A 23,082-nucleotide genomic window follows, 5' to 3' on the forward strand; every position below is an offset into this window, starting at 1 on the left:
AGATGAAATTAGACAGAAAAGAAATCCTTAAAGCTTTAGAGACGATTACTATAGCTGGAGAAGGTAAGAATATGGTTGAAAGTGGAGCGGTTGCAAATGTTATTACTTTTGGTGATGAAGTTGTAGTCGATTTAGTTTTGCACACGCCAGCTATGCACATAAAAAAGCGTGCTGAGGATGATATTAAAAAAACGATTCATGATTTAGTTTCTGCAGACGCAAAAATTAAAGTAAATATTAAAGTTGAAACTCCTGAGAAAAACGAAATTAAAGGTCGTGCAATACCAGGAATTAAAAATATTATTGCTGTAGCTTCAGGAAAAGGAGGAGTTGGTAAATCAACAGTTACAGCAAATTTGGCGGTTACATTAGCAAAGATGGGTTTTGCGGTTGGAGTATTAGACGCGGATATTTATGGGCCATCTATGCCAATTATGTTTGATGTAGAATCAGAAAAACCAGTTTCAATTTTGGTTGACGGTAAGTCAAAAATGAAGCCTATTGAAAGTTATGAAGTTAAAATTCTTTCTATCGGATTTTTTACTGCACCAAGTCAAGCGGTAATTTGGAGAGGACCAATGGCTTCTAAGGCATTAAATCAAATGATTTTTGATGCTGATTGGGGAGAGTTAGATTTTATGTTGATTGATTTACCTCCAGGTACAGGAGATATCCATCTTTCAATTATGCAATCGCTTCCTATAACTGGAGCAGTTGTTGTAAGTACTCCACAAGCTGTGGCTTTGGCAGATGCTAAAAAAGGAGTTTCGATGTTTATGCAAGATAACATCAATGTGCCTGTTTTAGGTATTATAGAAAATATGGCGTACTTTACACCAGAAGAATTGCCAGAGAATAAATATTATATCTTTGGAAAAGAAGGAGCTAAAAATTTAGCAGAAGATTTAGGAGTTCCGTTTTTAGGAGAAGTTCCAATCGTGCAGTCTATTCGTGAGGCTGGAGATTATGGGCGTCCTGCTGCCCTGCAAACCGCATCAGCTATCGAAACTGTTTTTGAGGAGATTACTAGAAATGTAGTGCAAGAAGTGGTAAATCGTAATGAGAGTTTACCTGTTACAGAAGCAATAAAAATTACAACAATGGCAGGATGTTCTGCAGTAAAGAAAAAATAAATTAGATAATTGTGATAATGAGATAAATTAGATAATTAAGTTATTACATAATTAGCAGTTTTTGTAAAATTAGAGAGTTTTAACTTTCTGATATACAAATCCTCCTAATTATCTAAATGCGTATTTTCTAATTACTTCATTCTCTAATTAATATTAAAATTATGACAACAGAAGAATTAACAAATAATGTTTTAAAAGCTCTAGACGAAATCAGACCATTTCTGAATTCAGACGGTGGGGATATAACATTAGTTTCTATAGAAGATGATAAGCATGTTAAGGTTCGTCTTGAAGGAGCCTGTACAAGCTGTAGTGTAAATCAAATGACACTTAAAGCAGGAGTAGAAACTACAATTAAAAAGTTTGCTCCACAGATAGAAACCGTGGTAAATATTTAGTTGTAGCAATTTTCTGTGATGAAGATAGTTGCTTTTTCTGGATTTATTCTAAGTTATTCATAAGTACTAATGAGAATGTTTAAGCATTCTTTTAGATAATCTCGATACATAGTAATATAGTTTAAAAACAGAAGGTGCGTTTGTCTAAAGTTGAAATTACTAATTCGTAAACAATTTTTAAATTGCGTAATCTTCAGTTAAGTGGTGGATTGGGTTGTTTTTGTTGAAAAAAAGTGTTAAGAATTAGGGGTTCTGTAATGGTGTTTAGTGTATATTTAGCTTAAATTTGCGATATAACCTAAATCTTACATTTATGAATAATTATTATAAGCTAATCGTTCTGTTGATTTTTACTTCTACTAGTTATGCCCAACAAATGAATGAAAACCTATATGTCGATAAGGCATGGGTAAATGAATATGAAGTTTGGTCGGATTTTAATTATGAAGGCCAAATTGTTATTTCTCAAATGACTGAAGAAGGGAGTTTGAAAATTTATAATTATGATTTTTTGTTTGATTTTTGTGATGGAAAAGCTAATTTTTTAAATAAACAAAGTTATGCAGTTGCTGAGTTTTCTCATCCTCGTAAAATTAAAACAACAAAAGATAAACAAGGTATCGTAAATTCTACCTACGAAGGTACACTAATCCTTCAAAACGATAAAGATTATTATTCTGTTATTGCTATAGTTACAATATTGCAAAAAGACAGTGTTTTAGGTCTTAAGATGCATCTAAAAGACACATCCAAAGAATATGCATTTAGTTTTAAACCGAGCAATTAGTATTTTGTAAAAGATAATGTATTTTTGTTGTATTAAAAATGCGTTAATAATCAAAATTCCGATAATTTAAAAATGGATGTATTAATAAAGATTAAAGATAGAGAGGGAGTTGTTCATGAACTACAAGCCCCAACTGATATGGCAATGAATGTAATGGAATTGTGTAAAGCTTATGAGCTTCCTGTAGAAGGGACTTGTGGCGGAATGGCAATGTGTGCTTCTTGTCAGTGTTATGTGTTGAATGATGTTGAATTGCCAGAGATGGGAGATGAGGAAGAGGCAATGCTTTCAGAGGCTTTTTATGTTAAGTCTAATAGTCGTTTAGGTTGTCAAATACCAATTACGGAAAGTTTAGAAGGATTAGAACTAGAGTTAGCCCCAGAATATTAAAAATAAAGTATAAAGCGAGGAAATTTTTCTCGCTTTTTTTATTCTTTATATGTAAATTTTACTTTTGGCAAAATGCGCTCAACAAATAAGGTGTATGCTGATTGTGATGGATGTAATCCATCTTGAGTAACTAAACTTGGATTTGATAATCCTTGTCGTGTAATATCAGTTATTGAGATAAATATGATATTATTGTTTTTGCAATAATTTTCTGCAAAAGCATTGTATTTGTCTATTTCTAGTGAGATTTGTTTGTTGTTATATGCAGATGATTGCCCGAAAGGAGTATAAGCATAGTCAGGTATAGAAATAACGATAACATTAGACTTTTCTTCTTTTGCTAAAGTAATGGCTTTATTTACCAATTCAGGAAATTCTTTTTCATATACAGAAAAAGGGATGTTTTGAAATTGATTATTAACACCTATCAATAGTGTTACTAAGTCGTAATTTGAGCCATGATTCTCAGTATTAATAGCCGATAATAAGTTGGATGTTGTCCAGCCTGTTTTTGCAATTATTTTTAGCGAAAAAGAAGTTGCTGGGTATGTATTCGATAGGTTGCGTTGTAATTGTTCAGGATAGTTGCAGGTTTCGCATACGCTTTGACCAATTGTATAGCTATCGCCAAGGGCTAAATAGTTTATTGTTTTTGGAACGAGAGGTGGCGTTGTAGTTACAGGTGGAACAATAGCTGTAGGTGCTTTAGGTGTTTCGCTTTCAGAATCACAGCTAATCGTAGGAATTACGATTAAAAGTGTAAGTATTATTTTGAATACATTTTTCATAATAGGATTATTAAGATATTCGTAGTTTTCTCAATAATACTTACGCTAAAAAAGTTGTTTTGGTTTTATACCATTTCGATTTTTATGCTAATTTCTTCTTCGATGGCGTTCCATAACCCAATCCTTTTTTCTAGTGACAGAATAGATATTTCTTGAACTTCAGACCATTTTTTCGGATCATTTTCACATAAATCAGTAATCATTTTCATTGCCATAGGACCGTGCTCATCTGCATCAAGCTCAATATGTCTTTCAAAGTAGTATATTAGTTTACTTAAATCTGTGTTAGGAAAGTTTTCTTGAAAATTTTTTAAAATTGCTGTAAACATATTCGGAATCAAGTCTTCTCTTCCGAAGGTAAAAGCTGCGGCAATTTGATGCGGTTTTCCTTCTTCAATTACTCTAAAAGTAAAGTCTAAAAAAGCTTTAATATTAGGGTGTAATTGGCTTTGTTTTATTGCAACAAAAATATTTTGTAAAGAATTTATTTCATGTAAAAAGCCTTCGATTTTTTTTGTATTTGCTCCGCAATCTTCCATTGCATCAAGATACATTTCGTAGTGACTTTGGCGACGACCATCAATACTTAAGTCAGTTTCTTCGGCTAATACAATCTCATTAATTAGATATCTAATTTCCGGGTTTTTACTTGCAAACCAAGGTGTTGTTGTGCATGTAAGTTTTGCTTGTAATGCTTTTAATAATGACATAAAGTCCCAAACAGCATATACATGACTTTCTAGAAAGCAATGTAAGTCATCTATGGTTTGGATTTTTTTATATAGAGGATGTTGTAATAAAAGATCTTTTTGAGGTTGAATGCTATTGTTTATAGTTTCAATATTCATGGTGGTATTTTTTTACAAATATAAAAAAGCTTCTTGTTTAGAAGAAGCTTTTAAATTGTTTTTATATATATATTAATAGATGTTTTCTATTTAAAAGCAGGAATTCCAGTAATATCCATTCCGGTAATTAGTAAATGAATGTCATGAGTTCCTTCATATGTAATAACACTTTCTAGATTCATCATGTGACGCATGATCGAGTATTCGCCAGTAATTCCCATTCCTCCTAATATTTGTCTAGCTTCACGAGCAATTTTAATTGCCATATCGACATTATTTCTTTTTGCCATCGAAATTTGAGCAGTTGTTGCTCTTCCTTCGTTTCTTAAAACTCCTAAACGCCAAGTTAATAATTGAGCTTTTGTAATTTCGGTAATCATTTCGGCTAATTTTTTTTGTTGCAATTGAGTTCCTGCTATAGGTTTGTCGAACTGGATTCTTTCTTTAGCATATCTTAGGGCTGTATCATAACAATCCATTGCTGCTCCAATTGCTCCCCATGCAATTCCATAGCGAGCCGAATCTAAGCATCCTAATGGGGCTCCTAATCCAGATTTGTTTGGTAATAAGTTTTCTTTAGGGATTTTTACATTATCAAAGATCAATTCTCCAGTAGATGATGCGCGAAGTGACCATTTATTATGAGTTTCTGGTGTTGTAAATCCTTCCATGCCACGTTCTACGATTAAACCGTGTATTCTTCCTTCTTCGTTTTTTGCCCAAACAACTGCGATATCTGCAAAAGGAGCATTTGAGATCCACATTTTAGCTCCGTTTAATAAATAATGGTCTCCCATATCTTTGAAGTTGGTAATCATACTTCCAGGGTCAGAACCATAATTAGGTTCTGTTAATCCAAAACAGCCTATAAATTCGCCAGTGGCAAGTTTAGGTAAATATTTCATTCTTTGTTCTTCGTTTCCATATTTCCAGATAGGATACATTACTAATGAAGATTGAACAGATGAAGTGGATCGTACTCCCGAATCACCACGTTCTATTTCTTGCATAATTAAGCCGTAAGAAATTTGATCTAGTCCAGCTCCACCGTATTCAACAGGTATATAAGGGCCAAAACCGCCTATTTCTCCTAAGCCTTTTATGATTTGTTTTGGGAATTCAGCTTTTTGCGCAAATTCTTCAATAATAGGAGATACTTCTCTTTTTACCCATGCTCGGGCTGAATCTCTTACGAGTTTATGTTCGTCGGTTAATAAGTCATCTAGGTTATAATAATCTGGGGCTTGAAATAGGTCTGGTTTCATAATTTATGTTTTTTTTCTAGAACAAATTTACACAATATAGATATAACAAAACAAAAGTAAATTGTTATATTTTTTAGGGATTTAGAAATAATAATCAAAATTAAATTGTGATTGTTTTATATATTCTGTTGTAAATTAGTATTTGCTTATTAGTATTAATGAACTAAATTTGGGATAATTCAAAACTAAATAGTTAATGAAATTTGTTAAATGCCTCTTGTTTTTTTTTATTACAAGTGCTGTTTTTTCTCAGGAAAATTCTCGGCTAAGCTCTAAAGTGTATGCCCTGTTACAAGATAAAGTAAGAGCATCTGCAAATTCTAATGTAGATAGCGCTTTTGTTTTCGTAAATAAAATAGAGAAATCAGGAGACTATTCACATAAAACTTTTGCGAGTGGCGCAAAAGCTTATTTGTATCAACTTAAAGATGATAGTATTAAATCAAAGCGTTATTATGAACAAGCTTTTAAGTTTTTGGGAATAGTTAAACAGTCAAAAGAAAAGAGAATATTAAATGCCGATTTATTAAATTATGGAGGACTTATAGATTGGAGGAAGAATAATCTAAAAGCAGCCTTCGATAAGTTTGAGAAAGGATTAACCATTGTTAAGAGGGAGAATGATCAGATACGAATGGTGAAATTTTATATGAATATTTCATTAATTAATATAGAAGTAGGTAATTATAAAGCAGCAATTTTATCTTTAAAAAAATCAAACAAGATAACGGATGAATTAAAGTATTCATTTTCAGAAGAAAAATTTACAAATTACAAGAGTAATATTAATTTTAATTTAGGACGTGCTTTTGAGAAGGCTTATGGGAAAAATTATTCTAATCCCAAGTTTTTGGATTCTGCGGAATATTATTACACAAAGGCAATTTTATATTCTAAAAATTATTTAAATACAAAGCTAAACTCTAAAATGAGTTTAGGGAATATTTATTATATGAAGAATGATTTTCCTAATGCTGAGAAAGTGTATTATGATGTTTTGTTGTATAGTAAAGAAAATAATTTGCAGCCAGAACTTTTTATTGCTAGCTATAATTTAGGAAGTCTTTTTTTTGATACCAAAGAGTACGATAAATCACTGTATTTTTTTAAAAAAGTAGATTCAATTTATCAAATGAATAAGGTTAATGACTTGTATTATGTAAATTCTAATTATTATCTGGCTAAGATTTATACCATTAAAAATAACCCTCAAGAGGCATTGAAATGTTCAGAGAAATATTTTGATAAGTTTGAGCAAATTCAGTCAAAATTAGACAATGAGGTTCAGGAGGTTAACTTTCGGCTAGGAAATGTGAATGTCAGAAAAGATATGGAGGAGCTTCAGGCCAAAAATCAAAATAAAATTAGGTTTTGGAATCTGATGGTTTTTCTTTTTACAGGAGTGCTGTTAGTTTTAATTGTTTTGTATGCAAAGAGTATCAAGAAAAAAAGAGAGACTGATAGAAAGGCAAATGCTTTAATTGAAGAATATAAGCAAAGGCTAGAATTAAAAGAAGTGCTTTCAGAGGATATGAACAAAGAGGAAGCAATCACGGAGAGTATGCCAAAAGCGGTTGCTAAAATGAATCTAGACTTAGAGAAGGAAGAAGAAATTTATGAAAAATTAAAGCAGTTAGAAAAGAAGCATTACTATCTGAATTCAGATTTTACTCAACAATCTGTAGCCAAAAAAATTAAAACAAACACAAGCTATTTGTCTTATGTTGTCAATAAGAGATTTAGTAAGACTTTTAGTGAATACTCCAATGAATTAAAGATTAATTATGTTATAAACGAATTGATTACAAATTCAAAATATCGAAAATATTCAACACAGGCACTTGCCGAGAGCGTAGGTTTTAAGAATGCTATTTCTTTTACGAAATCATTTAGTAAAAGAACTGGAGTAACGCCAACCCAGTTTACTAAAAAATTAGAAACTACAAATTTTTTAAAAGAATAAAGTTGTAGTTTCTAATTTGTCTTTTAATTAGGATTGCCCTGGAGGCTTCACTGTCCCAGGAGGGTCAGTTACTGGTAGAGTAATGGTGCCATCTTTTGGATCTTCACCTCCAATAATCATTTTGTAATGTTTTTTCGAAAGTTCGTTTTTTTTAAAATAATTTAATTTAAAGGGGGGCTTTTTCATAAGTTTTATTTGTTAGAATATCAAAATTATGGAAAAGACGTAGCGATTAATTAGATTGTAGGTTTGGAAATAATTACTAACTATTTTTTTTCTTAATGTCGTGCAATACAGCTAATTGTGTGTTTTTTGTGTGCTTAACTATTTATAAATTATGTATTCATCTTTTTTTAAAATTTAGAAATTTAACTTTTTTTATCTGAAAGATTATTAATATTTGTGATGTTCCTTTTTATAATAATTAAGATTATGCTATGATTAAATTAGTTAACAAATACCTTGATTTGAATGATTATTTAAATAAAAAAAAGGAATTCGAAGAACTATTTCTTTCGCACCCTAATTATCCAAGTCTGTTTGCTATTACAGATTCATTGAATACATTATCAATAGAGAATATTGTAATAAAAGTTCCTAAAGAACAATTACATGAATTGCCTTATACTTTCTTGGCAATTTTTAATCATGATTTGGTTTTAGTTGAAAAAATAGAATCTTTAATTGTAATTGAGACTGAAAAAAGTAAGAAGCTAACTTTATCCGTGGATGATTTTTCTAAGGATTGGAATGGTATTGTATTGGCAATTGAACCTAATGAAGTTCAAGAGGAGAAAGCTTTGAATGGAAATCCTAAGTGGTTAAAATACAGTATTTTGTTTTTGGCACTAATGGTGCTGTCAAGTTTTTACAATGACTATAGGATATTTGATTATGCTTTTTTAATAACTTCCTTATTTGGATTGTTAGTTAGTATTTTTATTGTACAAGAGAAATTTGGTATTGATAATCAAATGGTATCTAAGTTGTGTAATATTAATCCAAGTACTTCTTGTGAATCTGTTATTAAATCAGATAATGTAGAAGTTAATAAATGGTTTGGCTTTTCAGATTTGCCCTTGGTCTTTTTTGTTACTGCAGTATTTGCAATATTAATAGGGCCAGCAAATTCTTACCTTGTTGGTTTTCTTAGTTTGATAGCTATACCAGTAATTATATATTCTATTTGGATTCAAAAGTTTCAAATAAAAAAATGGTGTGTACTATGTTTGGCTATTTCTTTTTTAATGATAATTCAAGGAATAATGTGGGTTTTTGAATCAGGTTTTAGTGTAAATTTTACATTGACTAGTCTTTTTCAGTATTTGTTTTCTTTAATAGTTGTTTCGTCATTGTGGTCTGTGGTAAAGCCAGTTATAGAAGATAAATTAAAAGCTGAAAATTTGGTAAAAAACTTAACTAAGTTTAGAAGAAATTTTACTCTTTTTGAATTCTTATCTAAAGAAATTACTGCATTAGATGGGTTTGAAAAACTAGAAGGATTACATTTTGGCAATAGTATGGCTGCGGCTAAACTCACTATTATTATAAGTCCGAGTTGTGGGCATTGTCATAAAGCATTTGAAGAAGCATTTGAATTAGTTTGGAAATTTCCTGAAAAAATATCTTTGAATGTTTTGTTTAATATAAATCCAGAAAACAATCAAAATCCTTATAAAGTTGTTGTAGAAAGATTGTTAATGATTAATGAAGTTAATTCTGAAAATATTGTAGAAGCGATATCTGATTGGCATATTAAAAAAATGTCATTAGAAGCATGGCAGAAAAAATGGAATGTTGACTCGATTTCTATGAAAGTTAATCAGCAAATCCAGCAACAATATGATTGGTGTTCGCAAAATGGGTTTAATTATACACCAGTTAAAATCGTTAACAATAAACTGTATCCAAGTGAGTATGAATTAAGTGAGTTGAAATATTTTATTAATGATATTTTAGAAAGTAATGAGACGTTAGAGAGAGATGCTCTAGTGTATATGTAAAGTATATATGGAATTCTTATATGAATAGACATAAGCTTCAAGTGTCTTAAAATGATTGGGGTATTAACAAAATCTAAAAACCAAATTATGTTAAAAAGCATTTTAAGCCTAAAAGGCGCTCAGGAGTTGACAAAGAAACAGCAAAAAGAAATTAACGGTGGTTGGGTTCCGCCACCAGGTGGATCTTGTCCAAATGGAACATGTCAATATGTAGAAGGAGGGCCTTGCAGAAGACCATCTGATCTTTGTATTTAATTTAATTTAATGAAAAACTAGACATATACTTCAAGTGTCTTAAAATGTTTGAAGTATTAACAAAATCAAAAAACCAATAATTATGTTAAAGAATATTTTAAAATTAGAAGGTGCTCAGCAACTTACAACAAAAGAACAAAAAACTATTAGTGGTGCTAGATCTGTACCGGTATGTCAGCGTCCTGATGTTCTTATTTGTTGTCCAGATGGGATATGTGGATGTGCTCCAAAAGGGACACCATGTATGTTGAGTTAGATAATAGTTTGCGCATAAAACTTCAAGTGTGTTAAAATGATTGAAGTAGTAACAAAATCAAAAAACTAAGTTATGTTAAAAAGCATTTTAAATTTAGAGGGAACTCAAAAATTAACTAAAAATGAGCAAAAAAGTATCAATGGAGGAGCTTGTGTTATTCTTTGTTGTCCAGATGTAGGATGCTTATGTGTTCCTAAAGGAGTCGCTTGTATGCTTTAGTTAATTGTTAATTAACTGAACTAATAATTTTAAGCCTAAAAGACATAATGTCAATAGGGTATTTCGTAATTAAAAAATATAAATTATGATAAAAAATATTTCTAAAATAGAAGGTGCTCAAGAATTGACGATTAATGAGCTAAAAGTAGTAAAAGGAAGCGGGCCTGGAGAATTTATTGTTTGTTGTCCCGAAGATAACAATATTGCATATCCAGATTGTACTTATATTGAGTGCTCTAGGTAGTTATTTATACTCGGATTTATAAGTCCGAGTATAAAATTATTAACTGAATTTTAATTAAGATATTATGTTAAAACAAATTTTGAATTTAGAAGGAGCTCAGCAATTAACTAAAAATGAGCAAAAAAGTATTCAAGGAGGTTTGATCGATTGTATTGATCCTGCTACCAATAGATGTAAAAGATATAATCGATCTTGTGCTCCCCCTTGTCGTATAGATCTGATAGATCCGCCAATAGAGCCTTAAAAAGAGGATAATGTCTATATAGTTAGTAAAAATTATAATAGGAATTTGTTCATGATTATTGGAAAAGATGATAAAGAGGATGTAATTTCCTCTTTATTATTTTATAGAGGTGTAAAGTTATTTACTTGTTGTCATTGGCTGATTTTACTAATGCTATTCTAAAATGAGATTCAAAACCACTTACTTAAAATAACTTTGAGTATCTAAATTTGACATTGTTTTTTAGTCAATACTTGAAACCATTGAAATTTGAATAAGAAAACATCTTTACACCTCTATTATTTTATATTAGTATGTGAGATAATTGCATTATATTGTCTTAGTAAAACAAGATTTAAAAATTGAAAAAATTCCCGAATTATATACAAGCAGATTTTAAGGACTGTGGACCTACTTGTTTGAAAATTATTGCTAAACATTATGGTAAAACCATAAATATTCAAGAGCTGCGTGACTTTAGTGAAACTACACGAGAAGGTAGTAATTTGTTGTTCTTAAGTGATGCAGCAGAGAAGATCGGATTTCGAACTTTAGGAGTAAAACTTAGTGCTCAAAGTTTAGAAGAAGCTCCATTACCATGTGTTTTGCATTGGAATAAAGAACATTACGTTGTCCTTCATAAAATAAAAAAGGGTGTTTATTATATTTCAGATCCAGCCTTTGGGTTAATAGAATATAGTAAGAAGGATTTTATTAAGTTTTGGATTGGAAACAATGCCGATGATTTAACTCAGGAAGGAATTGCATTATTATTAGAAGCCACCCCAAGATTCTTTCAATCAGATTTTGATAAAGAAGATAAAAAAGGTTTGGGATTTGGATTGTTATCGCAATATGTTTTGCGGTATAAGTCATTCTTAACTCAGTTAAGTATCAGTTTATTAGCGAGTAGTTTATTGCAGCTTATTTTTCCTTTTCTTACCCAAAGTATTGTCGATGTAGGGATACAAAACCAAAATATTCATTTTATTTATTTAATTCTGTTTGCGCAATTGTTTCTTTTTGCAGGACGAACAGGATTAGAACTTATTAGGAGTTGGATATTATTGCATTTATCTACCAGAATAAATATTTCGTTGATTTCAGATTTCTTCATTAAATTAATGAACTTACCTATCTCATTTTTTGATGTGAGGATGACAGGAGATATCATGCAAAGAATAAACGACCATCGTCGTATCGAAAGAATTCTTACGACGTCATCATTAAATGTATTGTTTTCGGTTATAAATATGATTATAATGGGAGGTGTCTTGGCTTATTATAATCTCCAGATATTTTTAGTGTTTTTTGCAGGAAGCATCTTGTATTTCGGGTGGATAACCCTATTTTTAAAACGAAGAGAAGAGCTTGATTATAAGCGGTTTTCTGAAGTTAGTCAGGAGCAAAGCAAGGTTATGGAGCTTATAAACGGAATGCAGGAAATAAAACTCCATAATGCTGAAAAGCAAAAACGTTGGGGTTGGGAGTATGTACAAGCAAGATTATTCAGGGTTTCTATAAAAGGATTAGTCTTAGAGCAAACACAAACAATAGGATCATCAGTAATTAATGAATTAAAAAATATATTCATAATTTTCCTTTCGGCAAAATTGGTAATCGATGGGCAGATTACTCTTGGAATGATGCTAGCTATAAGTTCTATTGTAGGAAGTTTAAATGGACCCATTACCCAACTTATTGAGTTTGTACGAGAAGTACAAGATGCAAAAATATCATTAGCTCGATTATCCGAAATCCATGATAAAGAAGATGAGGTGCAACAAGAAGAGCATCAGACGCAAGACATTCCGAAAGATAATGATATAATTATAAAAGAGCTGTCGTATCGATATTTAGGTTCTGATATTCCGGTTTTAGATAACTTGAATTTAATTATTCCTGCGCATAAAGTAACCGCAATCGTGGGAGTTAGCGGAAGCGGAAAAACTACTTTAATGAAGTTATTACTGAAATTCTATGAGCCAAATAATGGGGAAATTAATATTGGTAATACACAACTTAAAAATATTTCACAAAAAGCATGGCGTAATAATATTGGGGCAGTAATGCAAGAAGGATTTATTTTTAGTGATACAATTGCTAATAATATAGCTATTGGAGTGGATAAAATAGATAAAGAACGACTGGTGTATGCCTCAGAAGTGGCAAATATAAAAGAGTATATCACTGGATTACCACTAGGATATAATACCAAAATAGGATCAGAAGGAGTGGGTATGAGTACAGGGCAAAAACAGCGATTGTTAATAGCGAGGGCAGTTTATAAAAATCCAGAAATGTTGTTTTTTGATGAGGCAACTTCAGCATTAGATGCCAATAATGAAAAAGCTATTATGGGGAAATTAGATATTTTTTTCAAAAACAAAACAGTCGTGGTAATTGCGCACAGATTAAGTACGGTTATGAATGCAGATCAAATAGTTGTTTTGGATAAAGGAAAAATTATTGAAATTGGCAGTCACTCAGCATTGGTAGAACAAAAAGGGAATTATTTTGAATTGGTTCGTAATCAATTGCAATTAGGAAATTAAAACATGGCAGAAGACAATACAAAATTTGAATTAAGAAGCGAAGAAGTGCAGGATATTCTTACACGAGTGCCACATTGGATGATACGATGGGGAACGGTGTTAATCTTTGCTATAATATGCATGTTGTTTTTTGTTTCATGGTTTCTTAAATACCCGGATGTAGTAAGTACAGAAATAAGTATAACGACAGCTATACCGCCTGAGAAATTAATGGCAAAAACAACAGGTCGAATTGAAGCAATTTTAGTAAAAGATAAGGCAAAAGTGTCTAAGAATACAGCGCTTGCAATTATAGAGAATTCAGCAAATTATAAAGATGTTTTTGTTCTAAAGAGCACAGTAGATAATTTTAATATAAACGAAAAGAATAAAGAATTTCCTTTTATGAGCTTAAGCAATACGCAATTAGGAGAATTGGAAAGCTTGTATGGCGTTTTTCAAAAGGATTATATAGCTTGGAAGTTGAATGAAAGATTACAGCCCTTTCAGGTAGAAAATAATGCTCAAACCTCAGAGTCTATTCAAATTAAAGAGCGATTGGCTATTTTACAACAGCAAAAAAGTATTAATGAAAGTGAATTACAGCTTCAAAAAAATGATGTAAACCGTTTTGAGGAGTTGTATGCAAAAGGTGTTATCTCAACACAAGATTTGGAGAATAAAAAATTAAGTTATCTTCAGGCGAATAAGAATTATAAGGGTTTGCTTTCGTCAATATCACAGTTAAAATCAACACTGATAGAAAACACAAGATCAAGTCAGGGAACCCGAATAAGTGGGACAAAAGAAGAAGTGAATTTAGAGCGTAATCTAATGCAATCCTACTATCAGTTAAAGAAAGGAATTAAAGACTGGGAATTGGCATATACATTAAGATCATCAATTCCAGGAGTTGTCACCTTTTTGCAAATATGGACGGAGAATCAGACAATCACTTCAGGAGAGAATGTTTTTTCGATTATCCCAGACACTGGAAAAGGATATATTGGCAAAGCCAAAGCCAAAGCTCAGAACTCAGGAAAAATTAAATTAGGGCAACAGGTTAATATCCGATTATTTAATTTTCCAGATAGGGAATTTGGTGTTATCAGGGGTAAGGTTGAGAATATTTCACTTATTCCAGATAAAGATGGAGATCTATTGTTGGATATATCACTTCCCAAGGGATTAGAAACATCATATAATAAGAAGATTCCTTTTCAACAGGAAATGAAAGGAAATGCGGAAATTGTTACCGAAGACCTTCGATTACTAGAAAGAATATTATATCAATTCAAGAGTCTGTTTAGGCAGAATTAGAATTTTAAATAAAAATCTTTTGTAAGTTCTATGTATTCAGGAGTGTAAATATGTCTTCCAGTTTCGATGATTAATTCATCAATAGAAATATCAGCTTTTTCAATACGATTAAAGGCCAATAAGCTACGTTTTATATCGCTTGTAGGTGTTCCTTTTACATGAGTAATTTTAAAAGGATATAATTCGAATTCTTTGGCTAGTGTGATAAATCTCTCTTCTTCTTTAAAAGGAATGATTACTGAAAAGATGCCCTTTTCAGAAAGTAATAAATCGGCTGCTTCAACTAAATCCTCAAAAGGCATAGCGTCTTGAAAACGGGCTAGATCTCTCTGCTCATTGTCTGTTTTGTAATCTTCGCTATAAAAAGGTGGATTTGATACAATAATATCATATTCATCTTCAGGTTCTTCCATGAATTCATCTAATCCAGCATGATAGCAGAATAGTCTGTCGTTCCAAGGAGCATTTTCAAAATTATCTACAGCTTGTTCGTAGGCAGTTTCGTCAATTTCTAAAGCATCTATTTGTTCGGAAGCTGTTCTTTGTGCGAGCATTAAAGCTATAAGTCCGGTTCCAGTTCCGATATCTAAAATACTAAAAGGATGATTGCTTATAGGAGTCCATGCACCTAATAAAACACCATCAGTGCCAACTTTCATAGCAGTTTTATCTTGTTGAATAGAAAATTGCTTGAAATAAAATTGAGACATTGCTAAAAATTTAAAAATCAGAATAATTGAAAAACTGTAACTGAGATCTGAATACTTTTTACAAGTACATTTCAACTAAGCCTTCAGGTAGATTCATGATGACTTTTTTGTTATCGCGGTCGATTTTTACCAAGAAATGATCAATCATTGGGATTAACATTTCTACTTCGCCATTGATAACTTCAAATAGAGGTTGGGCTGTAGAGTCATTTACAGAAACTATTTTTCCGAAAACGCCTAAACGTTGATCTTCTATTTCAAAACCAATAACCTCATGGAAATAAAATTTGTTACCTGAGAGTTTTGGTAACATACTTAAAGGAAGGTAGATGGCGTTGCCCATAATAGCATCAGCATCTTCCTCAGTAGTCATGTCTTCAAAACGAATTCGTAAGAAATCGTTTTTGTGTAATGAGCTAGTTTCAATAAAAAAAGGAACCAAGTGTTTGTCGCATTCGACAAACACTGATTCCAAGTTTTCGTATAACTCAGGTTCGTCCGTGTCTAAATAAGCCAAGACTTCACCTTTGAAACTAAATTTTTTAGCGATTTTACCTAAATAAAAACATTCTTCTTTACGCATTCCCGCTAAATATAATTATGCTTCAGTTGTTTCGTTATTTTCTTCAGCAGCAGGAGCTTCTTCAGTTGATGCTTCAACTTCAGTAACTTCTTCTACAGCAGGAGTAGCAGCAGCAATAGCGTCAGCTTCAGCTTTAGCAGCAGCAGCTAAACGTTTTGCATTTACATCTTGTTCTGCTTTGAAAGCTTTAGCTTTAGCATCAGCTTGCGCTTTTGTTAAACCATCTTTCTTAGCGTCAACTTTTCCAGATTTAGCTTCTAACCAAGCAGCTAATTTTGCATCAGCTTGTTCTTGAGTTAAAGCACCTTTGCGAATACCACCTTCAAGGTGATGTTTCAACAAAGCTCCTTTGTAAGAAAGAATTGCTTTAGCAGTATCAGTTGGTTGTGCACCATTGTTTAACCATCTAACTGCACTATCAAGGTTTAAGTCGATAGTTGCTGGGTTTGTGTTCGGATTGTAAGTGCCTATTTTTTCTAAGTATTTACCATCTCTTTTTGAGCGTGCATCTGCAGCTACAACCCAGTAAAAAGGTTTTCCTTTTTTACCGTGTCTTTGTAATCTAATTTTTACTGACATAATCGTATGATTAAATTTTGAGGTACTCGACCTCTGTTAATTAAGGGTGCAAAGATATAATTTTATTCTGAATTACAATTTCTATTTTTAATTAAAAGTTTAAGTGTTTGTTAGCGGGTTTTTTATGGTTCTTTTAAGATGGGAATTTGATCATTTTATTTTTTAATTGATAATTTTGCTAAAATTTCAATAAAATCATGAAGAAATGGTTCTTTCTGCTATCTATACTTTTGTTATTTCTCGCATGCGATAAAGATGAAGTAGCGTCTAATAATCCTGCTTTTCAATCCTTAAAGAACGATGTTTTTTGGAGAGCAGTAAGTTTTAGTGCAAGTATTGATAGTGATGGCAAACTTATAGTTATAGGTAGTTTAGGTAGTGATAAGGTTGTTCTGCAAACGGCTTTTGCAAAAGTTCAAACGTATGTTTTGGGAGTTGATGATGTTTCTACTGCTACATATATAAGTTCAGTATCAAAACAAGAGGCTTTATATAAAACAGGAAAAGAGTTAGGGAGCGGACAGATAGTAATTACACAGTATAATGAGGAGACAAATACCGTTTCAGGAACCTTCGCATTTGTGGCACCAAATGAGAATGATATTATGTTAGATGAAAATTTGGCTCATTTTAAAGAAGGAGTTTTTTATAAATTGCCAGTTACTTTGACTAATTCTCGTGATTAAATAATTTTATAAAACATAAAAATATCTATTTACGAGTCTTCTTACTTTTTTTTATTAATAATAAAAACATAAATAAGCTAATTTATAGTAGATTAGAAAAAAATAAGATTACATTTGTTGCATATTATAAATAAGTACATATGAATATTTTTGTTGGAAGCCTTCCATTCAGTATTGAGGAAGCAGATTTAAGAGAGTCTTTCGAGGCTTACGGAGCAGTTGATTCAGTTAAAATCATTACTGATAAATTTACTGGAAGAAGTAAAGGATTCGGTTTTGTTGAAATGACAAATGATGATGAGGCTCAAAAAGCAATTGACGAATTGAACGGAGCTACTGTTCAAGGACGTGCAATTGTTGTAAACAAATCTGAGCCAAAACCAGAAGGCGAAAGAAGAAGTTTTAATAACAACCGTGGAGGAAGTGATTCTCGTGGTGGTTATGGTGGAAACAACCGTGGTGGAGATAACCGTGGTGGTGGAAACAGAGGAGGATATTAATATTTTTTTCTAAGATATAAAAAAAGGTGTCAATTTATTGACACCTTTTTTGTTTGTATATGTTTTGTAATAGAGAGACAATGCAATGTGTCTTCTTTTGTTGAAATGTTTACAAATTAGCAACTAACCAATCTCCAACTTCGCTGGTTTTATATGCTTTGGTTCCCTTTGGAGCTAAGTCTTCTGTGATAATTCCTTGTTCCAATGATTTATTAACTACTGCTCTAATTGCTTCTGCTTCATCTTTTAACCCAAAAGCATCTTCAAACATCATTGCTGCAGATAATACAGTGGCTAATGGATTAGCAATATTTAATCCAGTTGCTTGTGGATAAGAACCGTGAATTGGTTCATATAATGAAGTATGCTCTCCAACAGATGCAGAAGGCATTAGTCCCATTGAGCCTGAAATTACCGAGGCTTCATCAGTTAAGATATCTCCGAATAGATTTTCAGTAATTAACACATCGTATGAGTTTGGCCATTGTACTAATCGCATGGCGACAGCATCTACAAATTCATAAGAAACAGTTACCTCAGGGTAGTCTTTTTCCATTGCCTGTACCGTTTCTCTCCATAAGCGAGATGTTTCAAGAACATTGGCTTTATCTACGCAACATAATTTTTTGCTACGCGTCATAGCAAGTTCAAAACCTTTTTTTGCTAAACGTTGTACTTCAGCTCTTGTGTAAACACAATTGTCATAAGCTGTTTCTCCGTTATCTCTTCTACCTTTTTCTCCAAAGTAAATCCCACCAGTTAGTTCTCTTAAGAAAACTAAGTCAGTTCCTTCGATTCTTTCTCTTTTTAGAGGAGAATTATCGATAAGTGAAGGAAAAGTAAATGTTGGTCTAACATTGGCAAACAAGCCTAGTTTTTTACGCATTAGTAATAATCCTTGTTCCGGACGAACTGGTGCGCTTGGGTCATTATCGTATTTTGGATGACCAATTGCGCCAAACAAAACAGCATCGGCAGCCATACAGATTTCATGTGTTTCATCAGGGTAAGGAACTCCAACGGCATCAATTGCACAAGCTCCTGTAAGAGCTGGTGTCCATGTTATTTCATGATTGAATTTTTTTGCAATAGCATCAGATACTTTTACGGCTTCATTAATTACCTCAGGTCCGATTCCGTCTCCTGCTAAAAGGGCTATATTAAATTTCATTATTTTTATTTTAAGGTTTTAAGATTTTTTTTAATCTCAGTAACTAAGATGTTTAGTGATTTTATTATGTAGCTACATTAAGCATTTTTTGTGTTGCGATAATTGCAGCAACCGTTTGGTCGGAATCTAGTCCTCTTGTTTTAAATTCTTTTCCGTGATTAATCCAAGTAATAATAGTTTCGCATAAAGCATCAGAACTACTTCCTGGTGGGATTCTAACAGCGTAATCAATCAATTTAGGTAAAGTCATTTTTTTGCTTTTATAGATTTTTGTTAATGCATTCATAAAGGCATCAAACTGACCATCACCTTGCGCGTTTTCTTCTATTATTTCCCCATTAAGATTTAAAGACAAAGTCGTTGATGGGCGCATTCCCTTAGAGTGAACTAGCATATAGGAGTCAATCGTGATTTTGTCTTGATACGTATGACTGTTCAGAACGTCCGAAATGATATAGGGCAAATCTTCTTTGGTGACAGTTTCTTTTTTATCACCCAATTCGATAATTCGTTGGGTAACCAATTTCAAATCTTCCTGATTTAGTTTTAATCCTAATTCTTGAAGATTTTTCTCGATATTAGCTTTTCCAGAAGTTTTTCCAAGAGCATATTTTCGTTTTCTTCCAAAGCGTTCTGGAAGTAAATCACTAAAATATAAATTGTTTTTATTGTCACCATCGGCATGAATACCTGCGGTTTGAGTAAAAACATTGTCTCCAACAATTGGTTTATTGGCTGGTATTCTGTAACCAGTAAAAGTCTCAACTAATTTACTCACAGAGTATAAAGAGGTTTCCTTGATGTTGATGCTTACTTCGGGTAAATAATCATTGATTACTGCAACGGTACTCTCTAGTGGTGCGTTTCCTGCGCGTTCTCCCATTCCGTTTACGGTAACGTGAAGTCCTTTTATACCTGCTTTTATAGCTTCCATAACATTAGCAACGCTTAAATCGTAATCGTTATGTGCATGAAAATCAAAATGGATATCAGGATATTTTGCAGTAATTTTAGAGATGAATTCAAAAGTTTGAGCAGGAATCAAGATGCCTAAAGTATCAGGGAGTAAGATTCTTTTGATGGGTTGTGTTGCTAAAAAAGCTAGAAAATCAAAAACATATTCAGGAGAATTACGCATTCCGTTGCTCCAATCTTCTAAATATACATTTGTTTCGATATCGTTTTCTTTTGCCAAAGCAATACTTGTTGCTATTTCTGCAAAATGTTGTTCTGGTGTTTTTTTTAACTGATGCGTGAGGTGGTTCATCGAACCTTTGGTTAATAAATTCTGAACTTTTGCTCCAGCCTTTTTCATCCATTCGATAGAAACTCCTCCGTCGACAAAAGACAATACTTCAATTCTCTTAATGTAGCCTCTTTCTTCTGCCCAAGCAGTAATGCCTTTTACTGCCTGAAATTCTCCTTCGCTTACGCGAGCAGAAGCGATTTCTATTCGATCAATATTTAATTCTTCTAACAGTAATTGCGCAATGGTTAGTTTTTCTGCAGCAGAAAAAGATACTCCTGAGGTTTGTTCACCATCACGGAGCGTTGTGTCCATTATTTCAATTTTTCTTTTTTCCATTATAAACATGATGCTAATACTATTTCATTTGTTTGAAATTGTATAGTGGGTTGAAATAAAAATTATAAAGCAGCTACATTAAGTTCAATATTAAAGTTGAAGTTAATGTAGCTGCATTTTATTTGTTGTATTAATAAGGAAGTTTATCAGCGAAAGCCACAATATCTTCTTTGATGTTTTGTAAATAATCAATGTCATCAAAGCCATTAACCATATTGTTCTTTTTGTATCCATTGATGGCAAAAGATTCTTGCTGACCAGTTGCTAACAAAGTAATGGTTTGGTTTGGTAAGTTGATTTCTAATTCTGTTTTAGGATCAGCTTCGATTGCTTTGAAAATCGTGTCAGCAAACTCAGGGCTAACTTGTACAGGAAGAACTCCAATATTCAAACAGTTTCCTTTAAAGATATCTGCAAAGAAACTAGACACTACAGCTCTAAAACCGTAATCGTAAACTGCCCAAGCAGCATGTTCTCTAGAAGATCCTGAACCAAAGTTTTTTCCTCCAACTAAGATTTTTCCAGTATAAGTTGAATCGTTTAAAACGAAATCAGCTTTTGGAGTATCATCTCCGTTATATCTCCAATCTCTAAAAAGATTGTCTCCAAAACCTTCACGTTTTGTAGCTTTTAGGAAACGAGCTGGGATGATTTGATCCGTATCTACGTTTTCTATCGGTAGTGGCACTGCACTACTAGTAAGTATATTAAATTTATCGTATGCCATTTTGATATCTGCTTTAGGCTGTAGGCTATAAGCTTTAGGCTTTTCCTACAGGGTGTATTATGTATTGTTTTTTTTTGCTTAAAGCCTATTGCTTAAAGCTTATAGCGAGAATTAAAATAACTCCCTCGGGTCTGTTAGTTTTCCTGTTACAGCAGCAGCAGCAGCCATAATCGGACTAGCCAAAAGTGTTCTTGAGCCAGGACCTTGACGACCTTCAAAGTTTCTATTAGAGGTACTTACTGCATATTTTCCAGCAGGAACTTTATCATCGTTCATTGCCAAACATGCTGAACAACCGGGCTGACGTAATACAAATCCAGCTTCGGTTAAGATGTCTAAAAGACCTTCTTCTTTAATTTGTGCTTCGACAACATGAGAGCCAGGAACTAACCAAGCGGTTACATTATCAGCTTTTTTGCGTCCTTTTACAATTTCTGTAAAAGCTCTAAAATCTTCTATTCGACCATTGGTACAGCTTCCTAAGAACACGTAGTCGATTGGTTTTCCAATCATTACATCATTTTCATGAAAGCCCATGTAAGCCAAAGATTTTTTATATGTTTCCTCTCCGCCTTCAACTTGGTTGGCATTCGGAATAGTTGCAGAGATACCAATACCCATTCCAGGATTAGTACCATAAGTAATCATAGGTTCAATATCTGATGCGTTGATGTTTAATTCAGCATCAAAAACAGCATCAGCATCCGTTTTTAAAGTTTTCCAATAAGCAACCGCTTTATCCCATGCTTCTCCTTTTGGAGCGTATAATCTTCCTTCTAGGAAATCGAATGTTTTTTGGTCAGGAGCAATCATTCCTCCACGAGCACCCATTTCGATACTTAAATTACAAACCGTCATACGACCTTCCATAGACATGTTCTCAAAAACGTCTCCAGCATATTCAACAAAATATCCAGTACCTCCAGAAGTAGTTAATTGAGCAATAATATAAAGAGCAACATCTTTCGGGCCTACACCTTTACTTAATTCACCATTTACGTTAATACGCATTTTCTTTGGTTTTGGCTGCATAATACATTGAGTAGAAAGTACCATTTCAACCTCAGAAGTACCAATTCCAAAAGCAATTGCTCCAAAAGCTCCGTGAGTAGAAGTGTGTGAATCTCCACAAACAATAGTTGCGCCAGGTAATGTAATTCCGTTTTCAGGCCCTACAACATGAACGATTCCATTTTTAATGTGACCTAATCCCCAGTGAGAAATTCCGTATTCGGCAGCATTATCTTCTAATGCTTTTAGCTGGTTGGCAGATAAAGCATCTTGAACTGGTAGATGTTGATTTATAGTTGGTGTATTGTGATCCGCAGTTGCAAAAGTGCGTTCTGGGTATAAAACCGAAATACCTCTGGATTTTAATCCTAAAAAAGCAACAGGACTTGTAACTTCATGAATGAAATGACGGTCAATGAAAAACACATCTGGTCCATCTTCAATTTTACGCACCACGTGCGAATCCCAAACTTTGTCGAATAATGTAGTACTCATTTTTTAACTATTTTTTAATTGTAATTTCCATGTAATCATAAGAGAATAACAAAATTAGAAAAAGAAACAAAAGTAAGAATTGGTATATTTGATTATATACGATGCCCAAACCATTTTACAAATTATAAACTCATTCAGATTACTTGATATTGATTGGGGAATTGTATTTTGTTTTATTTTTTAGTTTCTTCTTTTAGCTAAAATTATCTTGATTGTTGTGGATATTGATAATTTGTGTATTTGTCGCTATTTTGTTGTGTATAAAGTGATTTGGATGTGGATAATATTCTAAACGGAATGAAAAACATAATAATTAGTGGTTTTTAGTTTTAGTTTGTAGTGATTTAAAAATGAAATTTTTGAATGTTTTGTTCATTTAAATCTATTCTATAATAAGGCTGTTCTTTTA

25 protein-coding genes are annotated in these 23,082 nt (G+C 32.5%); 14 read left to right on the plus strand and 11 right to left on the minus strand.

Annotation, left to right across the window (positions count from 1 at the left end; genetic code table 11):
- The first annotated feature begins 2 nt into the window (after positions 1-2).
- The 4 genes from IUY40_RS11440 (at position 3) to IUY40_RS11455 (ending at position 2,708) form a co-directional block, all read left to right on the plus strand.
- On the plus strand, positions 3-1,133 hold the full coding sequence (locus IUY40_RS11440) for an Mrp/NBP35 family ATP-binding protein (RefSeq protein ID WP_195737000.1): 1,131 nt from the start codon (positions 3-5) through the stop codon (positions 1,131-1,133).
- A gap of 161 nt (positions 1,134-1,294) precedes the next feature.
- Entirely contained in the window at positions 1,295-1,531 is a 237-nt protein-coding gene (locus IUY40_RS11445; protein WP_195737001.1) for a NifU family protein, read from the plus strand.
- A 313-nt stretch (positions 1,532-1,844) separates the two neighbouring features.
- Positions 1,845-2,318, plus strand: coding sequence for a hypothetical protein (locus tag IUY40_RS11450; RefSeq protein WP_195737002.1), 474 nt, complete (start codon positions 1,845-1,847; stop codon positions 2,316-2,318).
- 72 nt (positions 2,319-2,390) lie between these two features.
- Positions 2,391-2,708: a 2Fe-2S iron-sulfur cluster-binding protein gene (locus IUY40_RS11455; protein ID WP_195737003.1), complete on the plus strand. Its 318-nt coding sequence runs from the start codon at positions 2,391-2,393 to the stop codon at positions 2,706-2,708.
- 38 nt (positions 2,709-2,746) lie between these two features.
- Here IUY40_RS11455 and IUY40_RS11460 read toward each other — a convergent pair whose 3' ends face one another.
- From IUY40_RS11460 to IUY40_RS11470, 3 genes are all read right to left on the minus strand, one after another.
- Positions 2,747-3,496, minus strand: a complete 750-nt coding sequence (locus IUY40_RS11460) for an SGNH/GDSL hydrolase family protein (protein WP_195737004.1) — start codon at positions 3,494-3,496, stop codon at positions 2,747-2,749.
- Positions 3,497-3,561: 65 nt separating this feature from the next.
- Positions 3,562-4,344: a DUF3050 domain-containing protein gene (locus IUY40_RS11465; RefSeq protein WP_195737005.1), complete on the minus strand. Its 783-nt coding sequence runs from the start codon at positions 4,342-4,344 to the stop codon at positions 3,562-3,564.
- An 86-nt stretch (positions 4,345-4,430) separates the two neighbouring features.
- On the minus strand, positions 4,431-5,609 hold the full coding sequence (locus IUY40_RS11470) for an acyl-CoA dehydrogenase family protein (protein ID WP_195737006.1): 1,179 nt from the start codon (positions 5,607-5,609) through the stop codon (positions 4,431-4,433).
- Positions 5,610-5,805: 196 nt separating this feature from the next.
- Between IUY40_RS11470 and IUY40_RS11475 the strand changes: the two genes are divergently transcribed.
- Positions 5,806-7,572, plus strand: a complete 1,767-nt coding sequence (locus tag IUY40_RS11475; protein ID WP_195737007.1) for a helix-turn-helix domain-containing protein — start codon at positions 5,806-5,808, stop codon at positions 7,570-7,572.
- A gap of 27 nt (positions 7,573-7,599) precedes the next feature.
- Here the strand turns inward: IUY40_RS11475 and IUY40_RS11480 are convergent, their stop codons facing one another.
- Complete coding sequence (locus IUY40_RS11480; protein WP_195737008.1) at positions 7,600-7,758, minus strand: hypothetical protein; 159 nt, start codon at positions 7,756-7,758, stop codon at positions 7,600-7,602.
- A 251-nt stretch (positions 7,759-8,009) separates the two neighbouring features.
- Between IUY40_RS11480 and IUY40_RS11485 the strand changes: the two genes are divergently transcribed.
- The 7 genes from IUY40_RS11485 to IUY40_RS11515 all read left to right on the plus strand — a co-directional run bounded on the left by IUY40_RS11485 (position 8,010) and on the right by IUY40_RS11515 (position 14,626).
- Positions 8,010-9,575: a vitamin K epoxide reductase family protein gene (locus IUY40_RS11485; protein WP_195737009.1), complete on the plus strand. Its 1,566-nt coding sequence runs from the start codon at positions 8,010-8,012 to the stop codon at positions 9,573-9,575.
- An 87-nt stretch (positions 9,576-9,662) separates the two neighbouring features.
- Positions 9,663-9,830, plus strand: coding sequence for a hypothetical protein (locus IUY40_RS11490; RefSeq protein WP_195737010.1), 168 nt, complete (start codon positions 9,663-9,665; stop codon positions 9,828-9,830).
- 328 nt (positions 9,831-10,158) lie between these two features.
- Complete coding sequence (locus tag IUY40_RS11495) at positions 10,159-10,305, plus strand: hypothetical protein (protein ID WP_195737011.1); 147 nt, start codon at positions 10,159-10,161, stop codon at positions 10,303-10,305.
- 85 nt (positions 10,306-10,390) lie between these two features.
- On the plus strand, positions 10,391-10,549 hold the full coding sequence (locus IUY40_RS11500) for a hypothetical protein (RefSeq protein ID WP_195737012.1): 159 nt from the start codon (positions 10,391-10,393) through the stop codon (positions 10,547-10,549).
- A gap of 79 nt (positions 10,550-10,628) precedes the next feature.
- Positions 10,629-10,793 carry a hypothetical protein gene (locus IUY40_RS11505; RefSeq protein ID WP_229335513.1) on the plus strand — a complete coding sequence of 55 codons (165 nt, stop codon included), beginning with the start codon at positions 10,629-10,631 and terminating at the stop codon, positions 10,791-10,793.
- A gap of 341 nt (positions 10,794-11,134) precedes the next feature.
- Entirely contained in the window at positions 11,135-13,327 is a 2,193-nt protein-coding gene (locus tag IUY40_RS11510; RefSeq protein WP_195737014.1) for a peptidase domain-containing ABC transporter, read from the plus strand.
- Positions 13,328-13,330: 3 nt separating this feature from the next.
- Complete coding sequence (locus IUY40_RS11515) at positions 13,331-14,626, plus strand: HlyD family efflux transporter periplasmic adaptor subunit (RefSeq protein ID WP_195737015.1); 1,296 nt, start codon at positions 13,331-13,333, stop codon at positions 14,624-14,626.
- On the opposite strand, the gene IUY40_RS11520 is transcribed toward IUY40_RS11515, so the two are convergent.
- From IUY40_RS11520 to IUY40_RS11530, 3 genes are read right to left on the minus strand one after another with little or no spacing between them, the layout of a single operon-like run.
- Complete coding sequence (locus tag IUY40_RS11520) at positions 14,623-15,336, minus strand: methyltransferase (RefSeq protein ID WP_195737016.1); 714 nt, start codon at positions 15,334-15,336, stop codon at positions 14,623-14,625. The genes IUY40_RS11515 and IUY40_RS11520 overlap by 4 nt on opposite strands.
- A gap of 58 nt (positions 15,337-15,394) precedes the next feature.
- Positions 15,395-15,919: a ribosome maturation factor RimM gene (rimM, locus tag IUY40_RS11525; protein ID WP_195737017.1), complete on the minus strand. Its 525-nt coding sequence runs from the start codon at positions 15,917-15,919 to the stop codon at positions 15,395-15,397.
- Positions 15,920-15,934: 15 nt separating this feature from the next.
- On the minus strand, positions 15,935-16,498 hold the full coding sequence (locus IUY40_RS11530) for a 30S ribosomal protein S16 (RefSeq protein ID WP_195737018.1): 564 nt from the start codon (positions 16,496-16,498) through the stop codon (positions 15,935-15,937).
- A 197-nt stretch (positions 16,499-16,695) separates the two neighbouring features.
- On the opposite strand from IUY40_RS11530, the gene IUY40_RS11535 reads away from it, so the two are divergent.
- Positions 16,696-17,184, plus strand: coding sequence for a DUF6252 family protein (locus IUY40_RS11535; protein ID WP_195737019.1), 489 nt, complete (start codon positions 16,696-16,698; stop codon positions 17,182-17,184).
- A gap of 140 nt (positions 17,185-17,324) precedes the next feature.
- Complete coding sequence (locus tag IUY40_RS11540; RefSeq protein ID WP_195737020.1) at positions 17,325-17,684, plus strand: RNA-binding protein; 360 nt, start codon at positions 17,325-17,327, stop codon at positions 17,682-17,684.
- 109 nt (positions 17,685-17,793) lie between these two features.
- On the opposite strand, the gene leuB is transcribed toward IUY40_RS11540, so the two are convergent.
- The 4 genes from leuB to leuC form a co-directional block, all read right to left on the minus strand.
- Positions 17,794-18,855, minus strand: coding sequence for a 3-isopropylmalate dehydrogenase (leuB, locus tag IUY40_RS11545; protein ID WP_195737021.1), 1,062 nt, complete (start codon positions 18,853-18,855; stop codon positions 17,794-17,796).
- 64 nt (positions 18,856-18,919) lie between these two features.
- On the minus strand, positions 18,920-20,440 hold the full coding sequence (locus IUY40_RS11550) for an alpha-isopropylmalate synthase regulatory domain-containing protein (RefSeq protein ID WP_195737022.1): 1,521 nt from the start codon (positions 20,438-20,440) through the stop codon (positions 18,920-18,922).
- A 130-nt stretch (positions 20,441-20,570) separates the two neighbouring features.
- Positions 20,571-21,167, minus strand: coding sequence for a 3-isopropylmalate dehydratase small subunit (gene leuD, locus IUY40_RS11555; protein ID WP_195737023.1), 597 nt, complete (start codon positions 21,165-21,167; stop codon positions 20,571-20,573).
- 111 nt (positions 21,168-21,278) lie between these two features.
- Positions 21,279-22,673, minus strand: coding sequence for a 3-isopropylmalate dehydratase large subunit (gene leuC / locus IUY40_RS11560; protein WP_195737024.1), 1,395 nt, complete (start codon positions 22,671-22,673; stop codon positions 21,279-21,281).
- Positions 22,674-23,082 lie beyond the last annotated feature (409 nt).

It is taken from the genome of Flavobacterium sp. ALJ2, assembly GCF_015594725.1.
Lineage (GTDB): Bacteria > Bacteroidota > Bacteroidia > Flavobacteriales > Flavobacteriaceae > Flavobacterium.

Coding starts and splice junctions, on each gene's coding strand:
- IUY40_RS11490 (WP_195737010.1), top strand. CDS start 9,663: ATGTTAAAAAGCATTTTAAGCCTAAAAGGCGCTCAGGAGTTGACAAAG.
- IUY40_RS11530 (WP_195737018.1), bottom strand. CDS start 16,498: ATGTCAGTAAAAATTAGATTACAAAGACACGGTAAAAAAGGAAAACCT.
- leuD (WP_195737023.1), bottom strand. CDS start 21,167: ATGGCATACGATAAATTTAATATACTTACTAGTAGTGCAGTGCCACTA.
- IUY40_RS11540 (WP_195737020.1), top strand. CDS start 17,325: ATGAATATTTTTGTTGGAAGCCTTCCATTCAGTATTGAGGAAGCAGAT.
- IUY40_RS11520 (WP_195737016.1), bottom strand. CDS start 15,336: ATGTCTCAATTTTATTTCAAGCAATTTTCTATTCAACAAGATAAAACT.
- IUY40_RS11495 (WP_195737011.1), top strand. CDS start 10,159: ATGTTAAAAAGCATTTTAAATTTAGAGGGAACTCAAAAATTAACTAAA.
- IUY40_RS11550 (WP_195737022.1), bottom strand. CDS start 20,440: ATGGAAAAAAGAAAAATTGAAATAATGGACACAACGCTCCGTGATGGT.
- IUY40_RS11475 (WP_195737007.1), top strand. CDS start 5,806: ATGAAATTTGTTAAATGCCTCTTGTTTTTTTTTATTACAAGTGCTGTT.
- rimM (WP_195737017.1), bottom strand. CDS start 15,919: ATGCGTAAAGAAGAATGTTTTTATTTAGGTAAAATCGCTAAAAAATTT.
- IUY40_RS11515 (WP_195737015.1), top strand. CDS start 13,331: ATGGCAGAAGACAATACAAAATTTGAATTAAGAAGCGAAGAAGTGCAG.
- IUY40_RS11460 (WP_195737004.1), bottom strand. CDS start 3,496: ATGAAAAATGTATTCAAAATAATACTTACACTTTTAATCGTAATTCCT.
- IUY40_RS11440 (WP_195737000.1), top strand. CDS start 3: ATGAAATTAGACAGAAAAGAAATCCTTAAAGCTTTAGAGACGATTACT.
- IUY40_RS11470 (WP_195737006.1), bottom strand. CDS start 5,609: ATGAAACCAGACCTATTTCAAGCCCCAGATTATTATAACCTAGATGAC.
- IUY40_RS11480 (WP_195737008.1), bottom strand. CDS start 7,758: ATGAAAAAGCCCCCCTTTAAATTAAATTATTTTAAAAAAAACGAACTT.
- IUY40_RS11535 (WP_195737019.1), top strand. CDS start 16,696: ATGAAGAAATGGTTCTTTCTGCTATCTATACTTTTGTTATTTCTCGCA.
- IUY40_RS11445 (WP_195737001.1), top strand. CDS start 1,295: ATGACAACAGAAGAATTAACAAATAATGTTTTAAAAGCTCTAGACGAA.
- leuB (WP_195737021.1), bottom strand. CDS start 18,855: ATGAAATTTAATATAGCCCTTTTAGCAGGAGACGGAATCGGACCTGAG.
- IUY40_RS11465 (WP_195737005.1), bottom strand. CDS start 4,344: ATGAATATTGAAACTATAAACAATAGCATTCAACCTCAAAAAGATCTT.
- leuC (WP_195737024.1), bottom strand. CDS start 22,673: ATGAGTACTACATTATTCGACAAAGTTTGGGATTCGCACGTGGTGCGT.
- IUY40_RS11485 (WP_195737009.1), top strand. CDS start 8,010: ATGATTAAATTAGTTAACAAATACCTTGATTTGAATGATTATTTAAAT.
- IUY40_RS11500 (WP_195737012.1), top strand. CDS start 10,391: ATGATAAAAAATATTTCTAAAATAGAAGGTGCTCAAGAATTGACGATT.
- IUY40_RS11455 (WP_195737003.1), top strand. CDS start 2,391: ATGGATGTATTAATAAAGATTAAAGATAGAGAGGGAGTTGTTCATGAA.
- IUY40_RS11450 (WP_195737002.1), top strand. CDS start 1,845: ATGAATAATTATTATAAGCTAATCGTTCTGTTGATTTTTACTTCTACT.